Annotated in this window: 12 protein-coding genes; 1 reads left to right on the forward strand and 11 read right to left on the reverse strand. The window is 68.0% G+C overall.

Annotated elements, in window-relative coordinates; translation table 11 throughout:
* Positions 1-305: 305 nt before the first annotated feature.
* The gene (locus ETX26_RS03000) at positions 306-3602 is read left to right on the forward strand and encodes a glycoside hydrolase family 3 N-terminal domain-containing protein (RefSeq protein ID WP_165271680.1); all 3297 of its coding nucleotides are present in this window, start codon (positions 306-308) and stop codon (positions 3600-3602) included.
* 9 nt (positions 3603-3611) lie between these two features.
* Here ETX26_RS03000 and ETX26_RS03005 read toward each other — a convergent pair whose 3' ends face one another.
* The 11 genes from ETX26_RS03005 to ETX26_RS03055 all read right to left on the reverse strand — a co-directional run bounded on the left by ETX26_RS03005 (position 3612) and on the right by ETX26_RS03055 (position 15537).
* Complete coding sequence (locus ETX26_RS03005) at positions 3612-4460, reverse strand: arylamine N-acetyltransferase family protein (RefSeq protein WP_129523198.1); 849 nt, start codon at positions 4458-4460, stop codon at positions 3612-3614.
* Entirely contained in the window at positions 4457-4996 is a 540-nt protein-coding gene (locus ETX26_RS03010; RefSeq protein ID WP_129523199.1) for an NADPH-dependent FMN reductase, read from the reverse strand. Before ETX26_RS03010 ends, ETX26_RS03005 begins: the two co-directional genes overlap by 4 nt.
* 102 nt (positions 4997-5098) lie before the next feature.
* Positions 5099-5989 carry a sigma-70 family RNA polymerase sigma factor gene (locus ETX26_RS03015; RefSeq protein ID WP_404825258.1) on the reverse strand — a complete coding sequence of 297 codons (891 nt, stop codon included), beginning with the start codon at positions 5987-5989 and terminating at the stop codon, positions 5099-5101.
* A complete protein-coding gene (locus ETX26_RS03020; protein WP_129523201.1) occupies positions 5956-6411 on the reverse strand; it encodes a carboxymuconolactone decarboxylase family protein in 456 nt (151 codons plus the stop codon). The genes ETX26_RS03015 and ETX26_RS03020 overlap by 34 nt, the downstream gene beginning before the upstream one ends.
* A 247-nt stretch (positions 6412-6658) precedes the next feature.
* Positions 6659-8068 (reverse strand): efflux transporter outer membrane subunit, encoded by a 1410-nt coding sequence (locus ETX26_RS03025; protein WP_129523202.1) that lies wholly within the window; start codon positions 8066-8068, stop codon positions 6659-6661.
* Between the two features lie 8 nt (positions 8069-8076).
* Positions 8077-11256 (reverse strand): efflux RND transporter permease subunit, encoded by a 3180-nt coding sequence (locus ETX26_RS03030; RefSeq protein ID WP_129523203.1) that lies wholly within the window; start codon positions 11254-11256, stop codon positions 8077-8079.
* Positions 11257-11303: 47 nt separating this feature from the next.
* Positions 11304-12569, reverse strand: a complete 1266-nt coding sequence (locus ETX26_RS03035) for an efflux RND transporter periplasmic adaptor subunit (RefSeq protein ID WP_129523204.1) — start codon at positions 12567-12569, stop codon at positions 11304-11306.
* A 293-nt stretch (positions 12570-12862) separates the two neighbouring features.
* Positions 12863-13459 carry a TetR/AcrR family transcriptional regulator gene (locus ETX26_RS03040; protein WP_129523205.1) on the reverse strand — a complete coding sequence of 199 codons (597 nt, stop codon included), beginning with the start codon at positions 13457-13459 and terminating at the stop codon, positions 12863-12865.
* Between the two features lie 49 nt (positions 13460-13508).
* Positions 13509-14186: a class I SAM-dependent methyltransferase gene (locus tag ETX26_RS03045; RefSeq protein ID WP_129523206.1), complete on the reverse strand. Its 678-nt coding sequence runs from the start codon at positions 14184-14186 to the stop codon at positions 13509-13511.
* A 3-nt stretch (positions 14187-14189) separates the two neighbouring features.
* Entirely contained in the window at positions 14190-15083 is an 894-nt protein-coding gene (locus tag ETX26_RS03050) for an NAD(P)/FAD-dependent oxidoreductase (RefSeq protein WP_129523207.1), read from the reverse strand.
* Positions 15073-15537, reverse strand: a complete 465-nt coding sequence (locus tag ETX26_RS03055; protein WP_129523208.1) for an Rrf2 family transcriptional regulator — start codon at positions 15535-15537, stop codon at positions 15073-15075. Before ETX26_RS03055 ends, ETX26_RS03050 begins: the two co-directional genes overlap by 11 nt.
* Positions 15538-15616: the final 79 nt, after the last annotated feature.

The raw sequence follows: 15616 nt of genomic DNA on the forward strand, positions 1-15616 counted from the left end.
ATGCCCTGGCGCGACGGCAGTGCCTCTTCGCAATCGTCGCGCAGCGGCGTGACGTTGGCGTATGGCGGATCGATTTCCCGTCCGCCCCTCCTCCGATCTTTCATGGGCAGCTCTCTCGGGCCACCAATTGTGAACGTTCATTTTTTCTTGAGAACGATCACGACGGCGCGTAGCGATGATTCGGAAGAGAGAGGACGTGGTCGCAGTATCCGGCGCGCTGATCGAGCGCAGCTTGATGGCTCCGCCGCCGATCCGAGGTTCGGCCGCGCTCCGAATAATGCCATTCGCAGGGGAGAGGATCGATTATGAACTGGCGTATCGGGACAGCGGCGTTGGGGTTCCTGGCTATGGCCTGTGCGGGCGCGATGGCGCAGGATCCGGATCCGGCCGCAGCCGCATCGCGTGCCGAGGCAGATCCGAGCTCCTGGCCTGCCGCGTCCTCGCCCGATGCGCTGACCGATCCTGCTACCGAGGCGCGGATCGGCGATCTACTCGCACGGATGACTCTCGAGCAAAAGGTCGGTCAGCTCATCCAGGCGGACATCAGCGCGATCGAGCCGGCCGATCTTGCCGAGTACCCGCTCGGTTCGATCCTCGCGGGCGGCAACAGCGGACCCTACGGCAACGAACGCGCGAGCGCTGCGGACTGGAACCGGCTCGTACGCGAGTTCCGCGCCGCTTCGCTCGCCAATTCTGATAACGGTGTGGCGATCCCGATCATCTTCGGCGTGGATGCGGTTCACGGCCACAACAACGTTCCCGGCGCGACCGTCTTTCCGCACAATATCGGGCTCGGCGCGGCGCGCGATGTCGACCTGATCCGCCGCATCGGCGCAGCGACCGCGCGCGAGATCTCCGCGAGCGGAATCGAGTGGACCTTTGCGCCGACGCTCGCGGTTCCGCAGGACCCGCGCTGGGGCCGGACCTACGAGGGCTATTCCTCCGATCCAGCGCTGGTGGCAGCCTATGCCGGCGCGATGGTGGAAGGCCTGCAGGGTGATCTGACCGCCGGCCGCGCGCTGGCCGACCGAAAGGTCGCCGCGACCGCGAAGCACTACCTCGCCGATGGCGGCACCGGTAACGGGGTCGACCAGGGCGATGCCACGATTTCCGAAGAGGAACTCGTGCGGCTTCACGCCCCCGGCTACCCGGTCGCGATCGAAGCCGGCGCGCTGACGGTGATGGCCAGTTTCTCGAGCTGGAACGGCGTCAAGCACCACGGCAACCATAGCTTGCTGACCGACGTGCTGAAGGAGCGGATGGGCTTCGATGGCTTCGTGGTCGGCGACTGGAACGGTCACGGGCAGGTTGCCGACTGCACCGTCACCTCGTGTGCCGCAGCGATCAACGCCGGCCTGGACATGTTCATGGCGCCCGACAGCTGGAAGGCGCTCTACGCCAGTACGCTCGCACAGGCGCGCGACGGCACGATCCCGATGGCGCGGATCGACGATGCCGTGCGCCGCATCCTGCGGGTCAAGGCGAAGCTGGGTCTGCTCGACGATCCGCTGCGCGAGCGCGCAGACTATCCGGCGATCGGCTCGGCCGAACATTTGGCCCTGGCGCGGGAGGCGGTCGCCAAGTCCCTCGTTCTGCTGAAGAACAATGGCTCGGTCCTGCCGATCCGGCCCGGCGCGAAAGTGCTCGTCGCGGGCCCGGGTGCCGACGACATGGCGATGCAGAACGGCGGCTGGACCATCAGTTGGCAGGGCACGGACGTGACCAAGGCCGACTTCCCCAACGGCCAGACGATCTGGCAGGCGCTTTCGACTGCGATAGACGACGCCGGCGGAACGGCTACGCTGTCCGCAGACGGATCGTTCGAGAGCCGCCCCGACGTCGCCGTGGTCGTGTTCGGGGAGACTCCCTATGCCGAGATGCAGGGCGACGTTCCCACGCTCGATTACCAGCCGGTCGGGGCCGAAGACCTCGCGTTGCTCCGGCGCCTGAAGGGGCAGGGCATTCCCGTGGTCTCGGTATTCCTGTCGGGCCGCCCGATGTTCACCAGCCCGGAGATCAACGCTTCCGATGCCTTCGTTGCGGCCTGGCTGCCGGGCACGCAGGCGAACGGCATCGCCGACGTTCTCGTGGCGCGTCCCTCGGGCGAGCCGGTGCGGGACTTCAGCGGCACGCTGCCGTTCGCCTGGCCCGCCGACGCGCGTTCGCCGATCACCGAGCCGCTGTTCGAGCGCGGCTACGGGCTGACCTATGCCGCGCCACAAACTGTTCCGACGCTGTCGGAGGACCTGGGCATCGATCTGGCGGAGGCGCTCAATCTGGAGACCTTCTTTGCTGACGGGCGGGCGCAGGATCCCTGGGTGCTGGCCGTCGCCGATGATGGCGGCAAGCGTCCGGTCGGACCAGGCGCGGTAGCCAGCCCGGGCGGCGCCGTCGCGGTTCGCGCGATCGACGTGACCGCGCAGGAAGACGGCAAGGCCTTCACCTGGACCGGGGCGGGCCAGGTTCTGATCGAGGGCCCGCCGGCCAATCTCTCGGCGCAGCACGAAGCGGGCGACGTCCTGCGGATCGACATGCGCGTGGACGATCCGGGCAACGGCGATGCACGGCTGACGATGCATGGCCAGTCGGTTCCGCTGGCCTCCTGGCTCGAAACCGCACCGCGCGGTGAAGTTTCCACGCTGCGCGTGCCGCTGCGCTGCCTTTTCACCGAGGGCGAAGCACTGGAGGCAGTCGGCAACGTCGTCCGGATCGACGGCGACCGGGGGCTTGCGCTGACGCTGCTCGAAGCCGGACTGGAAGAGGGGCAGGGCGATGCCGACTGCACCCGCTGGTCAGGCGCGGAAGCGCAGGACCGGGGCGCGCTGATCTTCTCCGACGACTTCAATTCCGGCTCGCTCGACCGCAGCAAATGGAACGTCGTTGGCCCCGAGTTCTGGGTGAACAACGAGCAGCAGGCCTACGTCGACTCGGCGGAGACGATCCGCCTCCTCCCTGCAGGCGCGGTGCCCGGTGCGGAGGACGGCGTGCTGGTGCTCCAGCCCCGCTTCAGCGAGGGCTTCAAGACGCCGACCGGCCGCGTGGCCGACTTCGTCTCCGGTCGCATCAACACCCGCGGCAAGTTCGAGTTCACCCACGGCCGCGCCGCCGCCCGCATCCGCATGCCCGATGCGGAAGGGGTGTGGCCCGCCTTCTGGTTGCTCGGCAACGGCAACTGGCCCGAGACGGGCGAAATCGACATCCTCGAGTACGTCGGCGAGAAGGACTGGGTCGGCGTTGCCCTCCATGGTCCCGGCTACTCGGGCGAGACACCGCTGGTGAACAAGTACTTCTTCGAAGATGGCACGGACGTCACGCAGTGGCACGTTTACGCCGTCGAGTGGTCCGACAGCGAGATCGTGTTCACCGTCGACGACCGCACCATCTACCGCGCCACCCGGCCGATGGTGGAGCACTACGGCCAGTGGGTCTTCGACACCCCCAAGTTCGTGATCCTCAACTTTGCGCTCGGCGGCGCCTATCCGTTCAAGACCAACGGGATCGAGGAGCCGTACAACGGCCTGCCGGCCGAGACGGTCGAGCGGATCAAGGCGGGCGAGATCACGATGGAGGTCGACTGGGTCCGCGTCCACGCGGCCGAGTGACGAGCGCGGCTAGTCCTCCGTGGCCGCCGCACGCTCGATCACGGGCCTCCACTCCGGCGCCACCGGCAGGGTGAAGCGCTCCGCCAGTTCCCGCTCGATCTCGTCGGCGGTGAGCATGCGCCGTTCAGTCGTGCCGTCGGGCGCGCGCACCGTCAGGCGCCGTCCGGCGAGGACGTGGCGCGCCTCCGGAGTGGTGCGGGTGACGATCAGCCGGTGGCGGAAATGCGAGCTCGGATGGGTCGCGGTGTACCAGTTGGGAAGCTCGTAATCGATGTCCATTTGAGGCGCGCCGGTGATCCGGTAGCTCGAACGCCATTCATCATCGATCAGCGCCTCGAGCTGCAGTTCGCCCGCGACGGGCACGAAGCGAAAGGCCTCGTGCCCGGTCTGCCGCGGCTCGAAGCTGTCGAGGCGCAGAGGCGCTGTCGGCACGCAGCTTCCGAAGCCGACGTCCGCCATCCACGGCGCGCCGTCGAGCGTGACGCGGAGCGTCATGTGCGACGGCGGGCGCAGCGGCGCGTCGGGCGGCGCCATCCAGTTGACCCGCGCGATCAGCCCCTCGACCTCGAACCCGATCGCTTCCAGCACGCGCTTGAACAGGCTGTTGTGCTCGTAGCAGTACCCGCCACGCCGTGCGCCGAGCAGCTTGGCATCGACCGCGGCAGGCGCGAGATCGACGCCGCGGTCCAGCAGTACATCGATCGCTTCGAAGGGGATGGCCGCGGGATGGAGCTCCTGCAGGGCGGCGAGGGTTTCCAGCGTGGGGGTGAGCGGCCCCGCATAACCGATTCTCGCGCAGTAGGCGCCGAGGTCCACTTTCGGCGAGCCGGCCTGCTCGAGGAGCGCCGCGCCGCTCATGCCGCTTCCCCGTAAGGCCGTACCGCGCGCGCTTCGCTGAGGGCGAGACTCCACCAGACCAGCCGCCCGAGCATCAGCCGCATGGACCGTTCGGCCCGCTCCGGATTCCGCAGGCGGCCTTCGGCGTCGAACTGCTCCCACGCACTGGCAAAGCTGACGGTGTCCCTTATCCCCACGGCGTGCAGTTCCGCGAAGACGCCGCGCAGATGCTCGACCGCCCGCAGCCCGCCGGACACCCCGCCGTAGGAGACGAACGCCACCGGCTTTGCCTCCCATTCCGCTTTGGCCGCGTCGATCAGTTCTTTCAGCGGCGCTGGAAAGCTGTGGTTGTACTCGGGCGTGGCGACGATGAAGGCGTCGGCCTGTCCAATCTTCTCGATCAGAGCGGGAAGATCTGCAGCTTGAGGGTCGATCGGGTCGAGTTCGAAACCGCCGTCGATTTCGACACGCTCTCTGATCCAGGCAGCGATCGTGTCGCAGAATCTTCCGGTCCTCGTGCTGCCGTAGATCAGGCCGAGTCTCAGCGGATGATGCATCGTGTTCCTCCTTCGCGTTAGCAGAGGACGCTTTTATGAAACTTCAAGTAAGGTTTAGGTCAAGCGCAGTCGCAAACGGAAATTCCGCTCACAGTGATTGGCCTAGTGCAGGTGCTTCAGCTTGTCCGGGTTGCGCATCACGTAGATCGCCACGATCCGGTCGCTCTCGATCTCGAATGCGGTCGTCTGCAGCTCGCCGTCGGATTCGCGGGTGACGAAGCCGGGCAGGCCGCTGATGAAGCCGGTCCGCACCAGCGTGGACCGGCGCTTCACGAACAAGGCCGCCAGCGCCTTGTGCACCTTCATGACGTGATCGAACCCGATGATCGGTTGCGGGGCCGCCGAGCGCTTCCCGCCGCCGTCCGCATGCATGCTGACGTCAGCCGCCAGCAGCGCGCCGAGCGCGCTCATGTCGCCGCTCCGCGACGCGGCGTAGAACGCTTCGGCCAGTTCCAGCCCGCGCTTCTTCTCCAGCTTGTAGCGGGGCCGCGCATCGCGGATGTGGGCACGGGCTCGCGATGCAAGCTGCCGGCAGGCGGCGGTATCGCGCCCCACCGTCTCCGCCACCTCGTCGAAGGACAGGCCGAACACGTCGTGCAGCAGGAAGGCCGCGCGCTCCAGCGGCGAGAGCCGTTCGAGCGCCAGCATCAGCGGCAGGGTGACGTCGTCATCGGTCTCCTCCTCGACGATCGGCTCGGGCAGCCACGGGCCGACGTAAGTCTCGCGCCGGTGCCGGGCGGACTTGAGCTGGTCGAGACAGAGCCGGGTCACGGTCCTTCGGAGGAAAGCCTCGGGTTCGCGCACCTCGGAGCGGTCGGAGCGCATCCAGCGGATGAAAGCCTCCTGCACGACGTCCTCGGCATCGGCGACCGAGCCGAGCATGCGATAGCCGAGGCGGAGCAGCATCGGCCGCAGCGGGTCGAAACCCGCTGCGGCCTCGTCGGCTTGCGCCGTACCGGTCACGCCGCGGCTCGCACCGGGGATTCGTGCCACAGGCCGAAGCCGACCGCGAGCCGGTTCCAACCGTTGATCACGTTAATCATCAGCGTGAGCTTCACCTGCTCCTCCTCGGTGAACTGCGCCTGCAGGGCCTCGAGGGCCTCCTGATGCCTGTGCCCTTCGGACAGCCGCGTCAATGCGTCGGTCCAGGCGAGGGCGGCCCGCTCCCGGTCGGAATAGCACGGCGCTTCCTGCCAGGCCGAGAGCAGGTAGATCCGCTGCTCGGTCTCGCCCTGGGCCCGTGCTTCGGCGGTGTGCATGTTGATGCAGTTGGCGCAGCCGTTGATCTGGGAGGCGCGGATCTTCACCAACTCGATCAGCGAAGGCTCGAGACTGCCCGCGACGCGGGTCGAGGTATCGAGCCAATCCTTCATCAATGCGGGAGCGGCGGCGAAAGGGTCAAGCTTTGCAGTCATGGTCGGTTCTCCTTGTGGGTTCCGCAACCAAGACGAGATGGCACCTGCCAGATGTGACATCGGCGCGAAAAAAGCTTGGTGATTACGTCGTCGGCGGATGCTTGATGGAGAACGTTCGAGAGGCCGCCCACCCCGCTGCGACTAGCTTCGCCTGCGGCTCAGCAAGTCTCGCTCCCCTCCCGCTTGCGGGAGGGGTTGGGGGTGGGTGAGGCGCGGCAGAGTCCTCCGCCACGCGCCGGTCAGCCCCTCAACCGCCCGACCATCCGCCGCCGAGCGTGCGGAACACGTCGATCTGGGCGCGCGATACTTCGGCATCCTGCGCCGCGAGCTGGGCGCGCGTCTCAGCCAGGGTGCGTTCGGCATCGAGCCTGTCGAGGGAGTTGATCTGCCCCTCGCGCTGCTGCGCTCCGACGATGCGGAATGCCCTTTCCGCTTCCTCCCTGGCGGACTGGAGCGCCCGCCGCCGCTCGATCGCGCGGGCATAGTTGGACAGCGCCGTCTCGGTTTCCTCCAGCGCGACGAGGACGGCGCCGTCGAAGGCGGCCAGCGCGCCCTTGGTGTCAGCCTCGGCCGCGTCGATCCGCGCGCGCACCGGTTCCTGATTGGGGAACGTCCAACTCAGCAGCGGGCCGAGCAGCCAGCGCAGCGGCCCGCCCGTGAAGATGTCGCCGACGTCGGGCCCGGTCGAGCCGATCGAGCCACCGAAGGTGATCCGCGGATAGAGATCGGCGGTCGCGACCCCGATCCGGGCGGTCGATGCGGCCAAGCGCCGCTCGGCGGCGCGCACGTCGGGCCGCCGCGCGAGGAGCTGCGCCCCGTCGCCGACCGGCAGCGGCTGCTCGATCTCGAGCACGATGCTGCGCTCCCCCGCGATCGGCGGCAGCTCCGCCGGCGCGCGCCCGGTGAGGGTTGCGAGGCGGAACAGGGCGGCAGCACGCGCCGCTTCGAGCAAGGGGATCTCGGCCGCGCGCTGGTCGCGCAGCGTGGCGATGCGCGCGACCGCGAGGCCACTCTCGAGCCCGGCCTCATGGCGCTTGCGGGTGAGCGCAAGCGACTGGTTCATCAGCTCCACGATCTCGCGCGCGACGCGCAGCCTCTCGGCGCCGGAAGCCGCGTCCGCATAGGCGCGGGTGGTGTCGGCGACGACCATGACCCGCACTGCGTTCGCATCGGCCTCGCTCGCGGCGAGATCGGCCTGCGCGGCTTCGATCCCGCGGCTCACTCGTCCGAACAGATCGACTTCGTAGGAGACGTCGATCCCCGCATCGTAGGACCAGTCCTCCCGGTCCGCGCCGGGAGGTACCTGGCCCTCCGGCACCCGGCCGTAGGTCGCGCCGGCGCCGATCGCGCTTTGCGGCAAGCGGTCGCCCCGCGCACCGCGCAGGCCCGCTCGTGCCCGCTCGATGCGAGCGAGGGCCTGGCGCACATCGGTGTTCGCCCTCAGCGCATCCTGCACCAGCGAGTCGAGCACGGGATCCTCGTAGAGGCGCCACCAGTCGGCGGGGAGCGGCGCCGGCGTAAACGCCGGGTCGTCGGCCGAAAGGAAGGGGCCGGACGACGCTGGGCGGGGGGGAGTAGGGGCGTAGTCCGGCCCCACCGCGCACCCCGAAAGGACGAGCGCGGAAAGGGTCGAGAGAGCGAGGGAACGGAATTTCATCGGGGCACCTATTCTGCAGGCTGCAGGGCGTAGTCGCCGCTGCTGCGGCCGCCGCGCAGGCGGGCGATGCGATCGCCGAGGGCGCGGCAGACGACGTAGAAGGTCGGGGTGAAGATCAGGCCGAAGCCGGTCACGCCCAGCATGCCGAAGCACACGGCGGTTCCCAGCGCCTGCCGCAGCTCGGCGCCGGCCCCGGTCGCGATCACCAGCGGCACCGAGCCGAGGATGAACGCGAAGCTGGTCATCAGGATCGGGCGCAGGCGGGTCTTGGCCGCCTCGACCGCGGCCTGCGCCGGGGAGAGCCCGTGCTGCTCCTCGCCCTGGCGGGCGAATTCGACGATCAGGATCGCGTTCTTCGCCGCCAGCGCGATCAGCACGACCAGGCCGATCTGCGTCAGCACGTTGTTGTCCATTCCGCGCAGGTTCACCCCGATCATGGCGGCGAGCAGACACATCGGCACGATCAGGATGATCGAGAGCGGCATGACGAGGCTTTCATACTGCGCCGCGAGCACGAGGAAGACGAGCAGCACGGCCAACACGAAGACCAGCGCGGCGGTGTTGCCGGCGAACTTCTGCTGGTAGGCGATGCCCGTCCATTCGAAGTCGTACCCACGCGACAGCGCCTCGCCGGCGACCGCCTCCATCGTCTCGAGCGACTGGCCGGTGGAGAAGCCGGGCGCCGTATCGCCGTCGATGGCGACCGCCGGGGCGAGGTTGTAACGCGTCACCCGGTACGGTCCGGTCGTGTCGCTCAGCGTTGCGACCGATCCTATCGGCACCATCGACCCGTTGGCGGAGCGCATGTGCAGGTTGGCGATGTCCGCCGGGTTGTCCCGGAACTGGGCGTCGGCCTGCGCAGTCACGCGGTATGTGCGGCCGAGGAGGTTGAAGTCGTTGATGAAGGCCGAGCCGAGATAGACCTGCAGCGTGTTGAAGATGTCGGACGGGGAAACGCCCAGAATCTGCGCCTTGTCGCGGTCGATCTCGGCGCGCACGCGCGGCGTGCCGGTCTCGAAGAAGGTATAGACGCCGGCCAGCCCCTCCTGCTGGTTAGCCTGGGCGATCACTTCCTGGGCGATCCTCTCGAGTTCGCGGTAGCCCTGGCCGTTCTTGTCCTGCACCATCATGCGGAAGCCGCCGGCAGAGCCGATGCCGCGGATCACCGGCGGCTTGACGATCATCAGGCGCGCCTCGTTGATGTCGGCGGTCGCCTTCTGCGCCTCGGCAATCAATGCGTCGACGGTCTGCCCCTTGTCCGCGCGCTCGTCGAAGTCGTCGAGCACCCAGTAGGCGGCGGCGGAGCTGGCGGACTGCGTCTCGGAGGTGCCGTCGAAGCCCGAAAGCATGACCACCCCGTCGATCCCGTCGATCGGCAGCACCCGGTCGGCGACCTGCTTCATCACCGCCTCGGTGCGCGAAGTCGCCGAGCCTGCGGGCAACTGCACCACGGTCAGGAAATAGGCCTGGTCCTGCTGCGGAACGAAGCCGGTCGGCGTCATCCACAGCGCCGCTCCCGTCAGCGCGATCAGCCCCGCATAGGCGGCCATCATGCGCCGCGGCATGGCGACAAGTCGTGCGGTCCATCTGCCGTAGCTGTCGCTGAAGCGGTCGAAGGCGCGGTTGAAGGCGTCGCCGGCCCGCTCGACCATCCGGCGCCAGCGGGCGCCCTCGGGGGCGTGCTGGTGCGGGCGAAGCAGCAGGGCGGAGAGGGCGGGCGAGAGCGTCAGCGAGACGATCAGCGAGATCACCGTCGCCGCCGAGATCGTCACCGCGAACTGCTGGTAGAACGCGCCCGACAGGCCACCGATGAACAGCGTCGGCACGAACACGGCGCAAAGTACCAGCACGATCGCGACCAGCGCTGCCCCGACCTCGTCCATCGAGGTGCGCGCGGCCTGCAACGGGGACATCCCCGCCTCCAGATTGCGCTCGACGTTCTCGACCACCACGATCGCGTCGTCGACCACGATGCCGATCGCGAGAACCAGCCCGAAGAGCGATAGGTTGTTGAGCGAGTATCCGAGCGCCGCCAGCACCGCGAAGGTGCCGATCAGCGAGACCGGGATCGCCAGCACCGGGATTAGCGAGGCGCGCCACTTCTGCAGGAAGACGACGATCACCAGCACGACCAGCACGACCGCTTCGAGCAGCGTGGTCACCACCGCGTCCACCGACTGCTGGATGAACTCGGTAGGGTTGTAGACGATGCGGTATTCGAGACCGGCCGGGAAATCGGCGGCGAGCTCGTCCATCGTGGCCTTGACCACTTCGGCCGAGGCGAGGGCGTTGGAGCCGGGTTCCTGCAGGACCGGAATGATCACCGACTCGCTGTCGTTCAGGAATGCCGAAGTGCTGTAGTCCTGCGCTCCGATCTCTACCCGGGCGACGTCGTTTATGCGCACCTGGCGCCCGTCGGCATCGGTGCGGATCACGACGTTCCCGAACTGTGCGGGATCGGTGAAGCGTCCTTGCGTCTCGACGTTGAGCTGGAAGGCGCTGTCGGGGCTCGGCTGCTGGCCGAGGACGCCGGCGGCGACCTGCACGTTCTGCGCGCGCAGGGCGGAGACGATGTCGCCCGCCGTCAGGTTGAGCGCCGCCGCGCGGCCGGGATCGATCCAGATCCGCATGGCCAGCTCGCGGCTGCCGAAGAGCTGTACGTCGCCCACGCCCTCGATCCGCGCCAGCCGGTCCTTGATCCGGGTCTGCGCGTAGTTCGACATGTATTCGCGGCTGAGCGACCCGTCGGGCGAGATCAGGTTGACGATCAGCAGGAAGTCAGGGGTGGTCTTGCGGGTGACGATGCCGAGGCGCTGCACTTCCTCCGGCAGGCGCGGTTCCGCGATGGCGACGCGGTTCTGCACCAGCACCTGCGCCTCGTCGAGGTCGGTGCCCTGCTCGAAGGTGACGGTGATCGTCACCCGCCCGTCACCGGTCGACTGGCTCGAGAGATAGAGCATGCCGTCCACCCCGTTGATCTCCTGCTCGATCGGATTGGCGACGGTTTCCGCCACCGTTTCGGCCGAAGCGCCGGGGTAGGTTGCCGTCACCGTGACGGTGGGCGGCACGACCTCCGGATATTGGGAGACCGGCAGGAAGAAGTACGAGATCGCACCGATCAGCGTGATGATGACGGCGATCACCCCGGCGAAGATCGGCCGGTCGATGAAGAAACGGGACAGGCGCATTGCGGCCTCCTGGTGGAATCGGTCAGGTCAGGGAGAGGAGGGGGCCGTCAGCCGGCGATCGTCGCCTCGCCGGGAGGTGCCCCGGCAACGGCGGTTTCCGGCTTGTCGGAGGTGGGCGGGGCGATCTTGCCGGCCTTCGGGGTCACCTTTGCGCCCGGCATGGCCATCTGCGTGCCCTTGATGATGACGCGGTCGTTCGGCGAAAGGCCGCCGCGGATCACGCGCAGACCGCCGATCACCGGACCGAGCTCGACCTCCTTGGCCGCAACCGTGCCGTCCTTGGCGACGACCAGCACCAGCTTGCGCGTCTGGTCGGTCTGGATCGCGGTGTCGGGTACGAGCAGGGCCTTCTCGGTACCGCCGCTCGCCATGCGCATGTTGCCGAACATTCCGGGGGAGAGGAAATTGTCGGGATTGCGCACCACGGCGCGCGCGCGGATCGTGCCGGAGTTGGGATCGAGCCCATTGTCCGTGAAATCGAGCGTGCCGTGCCATGCATAGTCGGTTTCGTCCTGCAGCCGGATGTCGATCTGTGCCCCGCGCTCGCGTCCTTCGCGGCGCGCTTCGAGGAACAGGCCTTCGGATCCATTGAAGGTGAAGTAGAGCGGGTCGGTCGCGTTGATCGTGGTCAGCAGGGTGGCGGAGGGTCCATCACCCGCGGCAACGAGATTGCCGGGATCGACGCGGCGGTAGGAGATGCGCCCGGTGATCGGAGCGCGGACGGTGGTGAACTCGACATCGAGGCTGCGCGAACGCACCCGTGCCTGGGCCGCCGCGAGGGCAGCCTGCGAGGCGGTCACCCGCGCTTCCAGCGCATCGATCTCGCTCTGCGCCACGGCGTTGTCGTCGATCAGGCGGCGCGCCCGCTCCAGCTCGGTGCGGGCGAGCGCGAGGTCGCTGCGTGCGGTGGCAACGCCGGCCTGCGCTTCGGCCAGGGCGGCGCGGTAGGGGCGCGGGTCGATGGTGAACAGCGGCTGCCCCTTGCGCACGATCTCACCGTCGCGGAAATGCACGGCGGTGATCTCGCCGGACACGCGCGGGCGCAGCTCGACGCTGCGGCTCGCCTCGAAGCGGCCGATGTAGTCGTCCCACTCGGTCACTTCCTGTTGCAGCGGGGCGGCAACCGTCACCACTGGCGGCGGCGGAACTGCGGCGGGCGCGCTGTCGCCGCGCAGCAGGTACCATGCGAGCGCTACGGCGACGACGAGCGGCACGATCCACATCAGCCGCCGGCGCGACCGCGATTGTGAGCCGAGGTTCGCATCCTCGGCGTCCTCCAGTTGCGTCATCTCAATGGGCGTCAGGTCATTCATCTGGCGGTCCTCAATTCTGCACGCCTGCCGCCCCTCTTGGATGGGCGCACGCAGCCGTTCCGGGGAGCGAGGCACCCGGAGGAGTAAAACTGTTCGAGCAATCAGAGGCCCGGATGGCCGGGCGTGGATGTCGGGCAAAGATGCTGAGGAACAGCCGCGCGGAGACACGACAAGCCTCCCGCAGAACCGCTCCGCAACGTTCTATACTGATAAGTATGTAATCTGGCGTTCAGGTCAAGGGCTAGTTCTGTACCGCCCGATACTTTTTTCTGCAGCGCAGCATTTTCAGGCGCTTAGCGCCCGGGCCAGATGGCCAAAGCCGCCTCCGCAACCCGCTTGAGTTCGTCCCGACTCGCGCCTGAGCCCGCCTGAACGGAGATCCCCTGCAGAAGCGCGAGAAGGTAGCGCGTCATCGCTTCCGCCTCGACGGGAATGGCGAAGTCGCCCTCGTCGATCGCGCGTTGCATCCGCTCGATGACCGCGCAGCGAGCGGACTGAACGCGCGCGTGGACGTCATCGCGGATCGGCGAGTCCTGGTTGCTGCAGCTGACCGTCGCGATCACGCCCAGACAGCCAGGGCATTCGCTGGTGATGTTCTCGATCGTGCCGGCGAGCATGCGCTCTGCCACGCCTCGCGCCGTCGGCGCGGCCAGCGCGCTCTCGACGTAGGCGAGCTTCTCCTCCTGGTAGAGATCGAGCGCACGCTTGAAGAGCGCTTCCTTGTTGCCGAACGCGGCGTAGAGGCTGGGTCTGGTAATGCCCATCGCCTCGGTCAGGTCGGTAAGCGAGGCACCGTCGTACCCCTTGGTCCAGAACACGCGTAGCGCGCTGGCAAGTGCCTCGTCGGTATCGAATTCCCGCGGGCGCCCTCTCTGAGCAACCTGTTCCATATCGAACGGTATGTAATATCGCTGCAAACAAGAGTCCAGCGAAGGGCCGTCATGCCGCGGCGACCCAGCCGCGGAAGGAAAAGCCGGCATAAAACAGGACGATGTCCGAAAAGCCCGCTTCGGCCAGCAGCGCTTCGTCCTCTTCCGCCGGGAGGACGGGCAGGTGCTGCGCCATAGTGGTGGCGGTCGCGGAGGCTTGCGCAAAATCGACAGTCACGCGGTTCGCGAAGGCGATCGACCGAGCCAGCCAAGTCTGGACGTCACCCTCTTGCGGCGCGCTGTGGTGTGCGACGACGAGCGGCGCGCCCGGCGCCATGCGGCGCCGCAGTTCTTGCAGCGTGCGCAGCCGCTCAGCCTTGGGCAGGAAGTGGAGCGTCAGCAGGCAGGCCGCACCGTCGAACGGACCTGATGGAGCATCGTCGATCAGGCCCTGCACCAGCCGCACTTGCGCCATGTGCGCGCCGAGGTTGTCTCGGGCGAGGTCGAGCATGGCCGCCGCGGGATCGATGCCCACGAGCCGCCAGCGCGGCTGCGCCTCGGCGAAGGCCTTGAGCTCCAGCCCGCCGCCCGCGCCGAGCACGAGAATGTCCGCGGCCGCAGGCGCGCGCTCCGCGAGCAGTAGCATCGCCATGCGCTGAAGGTCCGCGAAGCCGGGCACTTTCTGCGGCGTGCTCGCCGCATAATGCGCGACCGTGGCAGGATCGGTGAAGGGGGACAGCAGATCCATCTATCAGCCGAACACGAGCGCCCGGTGGGCGGAGGTGCCCGCCGTCACGCCGTCCGCGACCGCCCAGCTCACGCTGTGCGGCGCGCGTGCGATATCGCCGGCGGCATAGACGCCGGGCACCGAGGTCATCTTGCTCTCGTCGGTCCCGATCAGCGGTCCGAACGGGCCATCCTCGATCGCTACTCCCAGTTGCTCCGCAAGTGGGCTGGAGAGGCAGGATTGCGGGGCGATGTAGAGCGCTTCGACTGGCCGGTGGTGATCGCCCTCCAGCGCGATCGACGAGAGGGCGGTGCCGTCGCCCTCGAGCCGCGTCACCGTGCCCGGTTCGACCGCGACACCGCGCGCGGCGAGCGTTTCCGCGTCCGCCGGATCGAGATCGGCGCCGTTGAGATACAGGGTGGTCGGCCCCCATTCGGCGATCAGAAGCGCCTGATGGACCGACATGGGCGTGCGGTAGAGAACCCCCAAGGCGCGATCGCTGAACTCGAACCCGTGGCAATAGGGGCAGTGCAGCACGGTCTTGCCCCAGCGTTCCCGAAGGCCGGGAATCTCGGGCAGGATGTCGCGCAGTCCGAAGGAGAGGATCAGCTTGCTCGCGGCCAGCTCGGTTCCGCCGGCGAGCAGGACACGGAAGGCGTCGCCCTCCGCATGGGCCTGAACCGCCTCACCGTCGAGGATCTCCACGCTCGGGTAAGCGGCAAGCTGCGCGCGCGCCGTGCCGAGGATATGGCGCGGGTCGCTGCCGTCCTGCCCCAGAAAGCCGTGCGACGCATCGGCGAAGCGGTTGCGCGGCTGGCCCGTGTCGATCACGCAGACGCTGCGCCGGGCGCGCGCCAGATACGTCGCCGCGGCGAGCCCGGCAAAGCCCCCACCGACGATGACGGCATCATGCTTCATGTGCGTTCTCCAGGGTCATGGCCTCCGTCGCATCCGGCATCATCGCGACCACGTCGGCACTCAACTGCGCCAGGGTGACTTCGCCGAAGCGGCGCAGCAGCAGCGCCTCCGCTTCGTCGAAAGCGCTGCCGAGCGCGGCATTGACCGCCTGCTCGACCAGGCATCCCGGCGCCTCGGTGCGATTGCCCAAGGCCAGGATCTCCGGCTGGCCCAGCGCCTCGTAGATGTCGCGCAACGTGATCCGCTCGAGATCGCGGGCGATGACCCAGCCGCCGCCGTGCCCTTTCTCGGAGCGGACGAGGCCTTGCTCGCGCAGCCCGGCCATCAGGCGCCGGACCACGACCGGGTTGGTCTCCATCGCACGGGCGAGGATCTCGGACGTCTGAGGCCCCGGCTGCCGCGCCATGTGCAGCAGGATGTGAAGGACCCCGGAGAGGCGGCTGTCGCGTTTCATGTAACTTCAAATGATACGTGACTCGCCTTTTGTCAATTCCTCTCCGCTCCCGAGAAAAGAAATTGGCTGGTCATCGAGG

It is taken from the genome of Pelagerythrobacter rhizovicinus (genome assembly GCF_004135625.1).
In the GTDB taxonomy this organism is placed as follows: domain Bacteria; phylum Pseudomonadota; class Alphaproteobacteria; order Sphingomonadales; family Sphingomonadaceae; genus Pelagerythrobacter; species Pelagerythrobacter rhizovicinus.

Excerpts from the sequence above, each read along its gene's own strand:
- ETX26_RS03000 (WP_165271680.1), top strand. The coding sequence starts at position 306 with ATGAACTGGCGTATCGGGACAGCGGCGTTGGGGTTCCTGGCTATGGCC.
- ETX26_RS03005 (WP_129523198.1), bottom strand. The coding sequence starts at position 4,460 with ATGAGCGGCGCGGCGCTCCTCGAGCAGGCCGGCTCGCCGAAAGTGGAC.
- ETX26_RS03010 (WP_129523199.1), bottom strand. The coding sequence starts at position 4,996 with ATGCATCATCCGCTGAGACTCGGCCTGATCTACGGCAGCACGAGGACC.
- ETX26_RS03020 (WP_129523201.1), bottom strand. The coding sequence starts at position 6,411 with ATGACTGCAAAGCTTGACCCTTTCGCCGCCGCTCCCGCATTGATGAAG.
- ETX26_RS03025 (WP_129523202.1), bottom strand. The coding sequence starts at position 8,068 with ATGAAATTCCGTTCCCTCGCTCTCTCGACCCTTTCCGCGCTCGTCCTT.
- ETX26_RS03030 (WP_129523203.1), bottom strand. The coding sequence starts at position 11,256 with ATGCGCCTGTCCCGTTTCTTCATCGACCGGCCGATCTTCGCCGGGGTG.
- ETX26_RS03035 (WP_129523204.1), bottom strand. The coding sequence starts at position 12,569 with ATGAATGACCTGACGCCCATTGAGATGACGCAACTGGAGGACGCCGAG.
- ETX26_RS03040 (WP_129523205.1), bottom strand. The coding sequence starts at position 13,459 with ATGGAACAGGTTGCTCAGAGAGGGCGCCCGCGGGAATTCGATACCGAC.
- ETX26_RS03045 (WP_129523206.1), bottom strand. The coding sequence starts at position 14,186 with ATGGATCTGCTGTCCCCCTTCACCGATCCTGCCACGGTCGCGCATTAT.
- ETX26_RS03050 (WP_129523207.1), bottom strand. The coding sequence starts at position 15,083 with ATGAAGCATGATGCCGTCATCGTCGGTGGGGGCTTTGCCGGGCTCGCC.
- ETX26_RS03055 (WP_129523208.1), bottom strand. The coding sequence starts at position 15,537 with ATGAAACGCGACAGCCGCCTCTCCGGGGTCCTTCACATCCTGCTGCAC.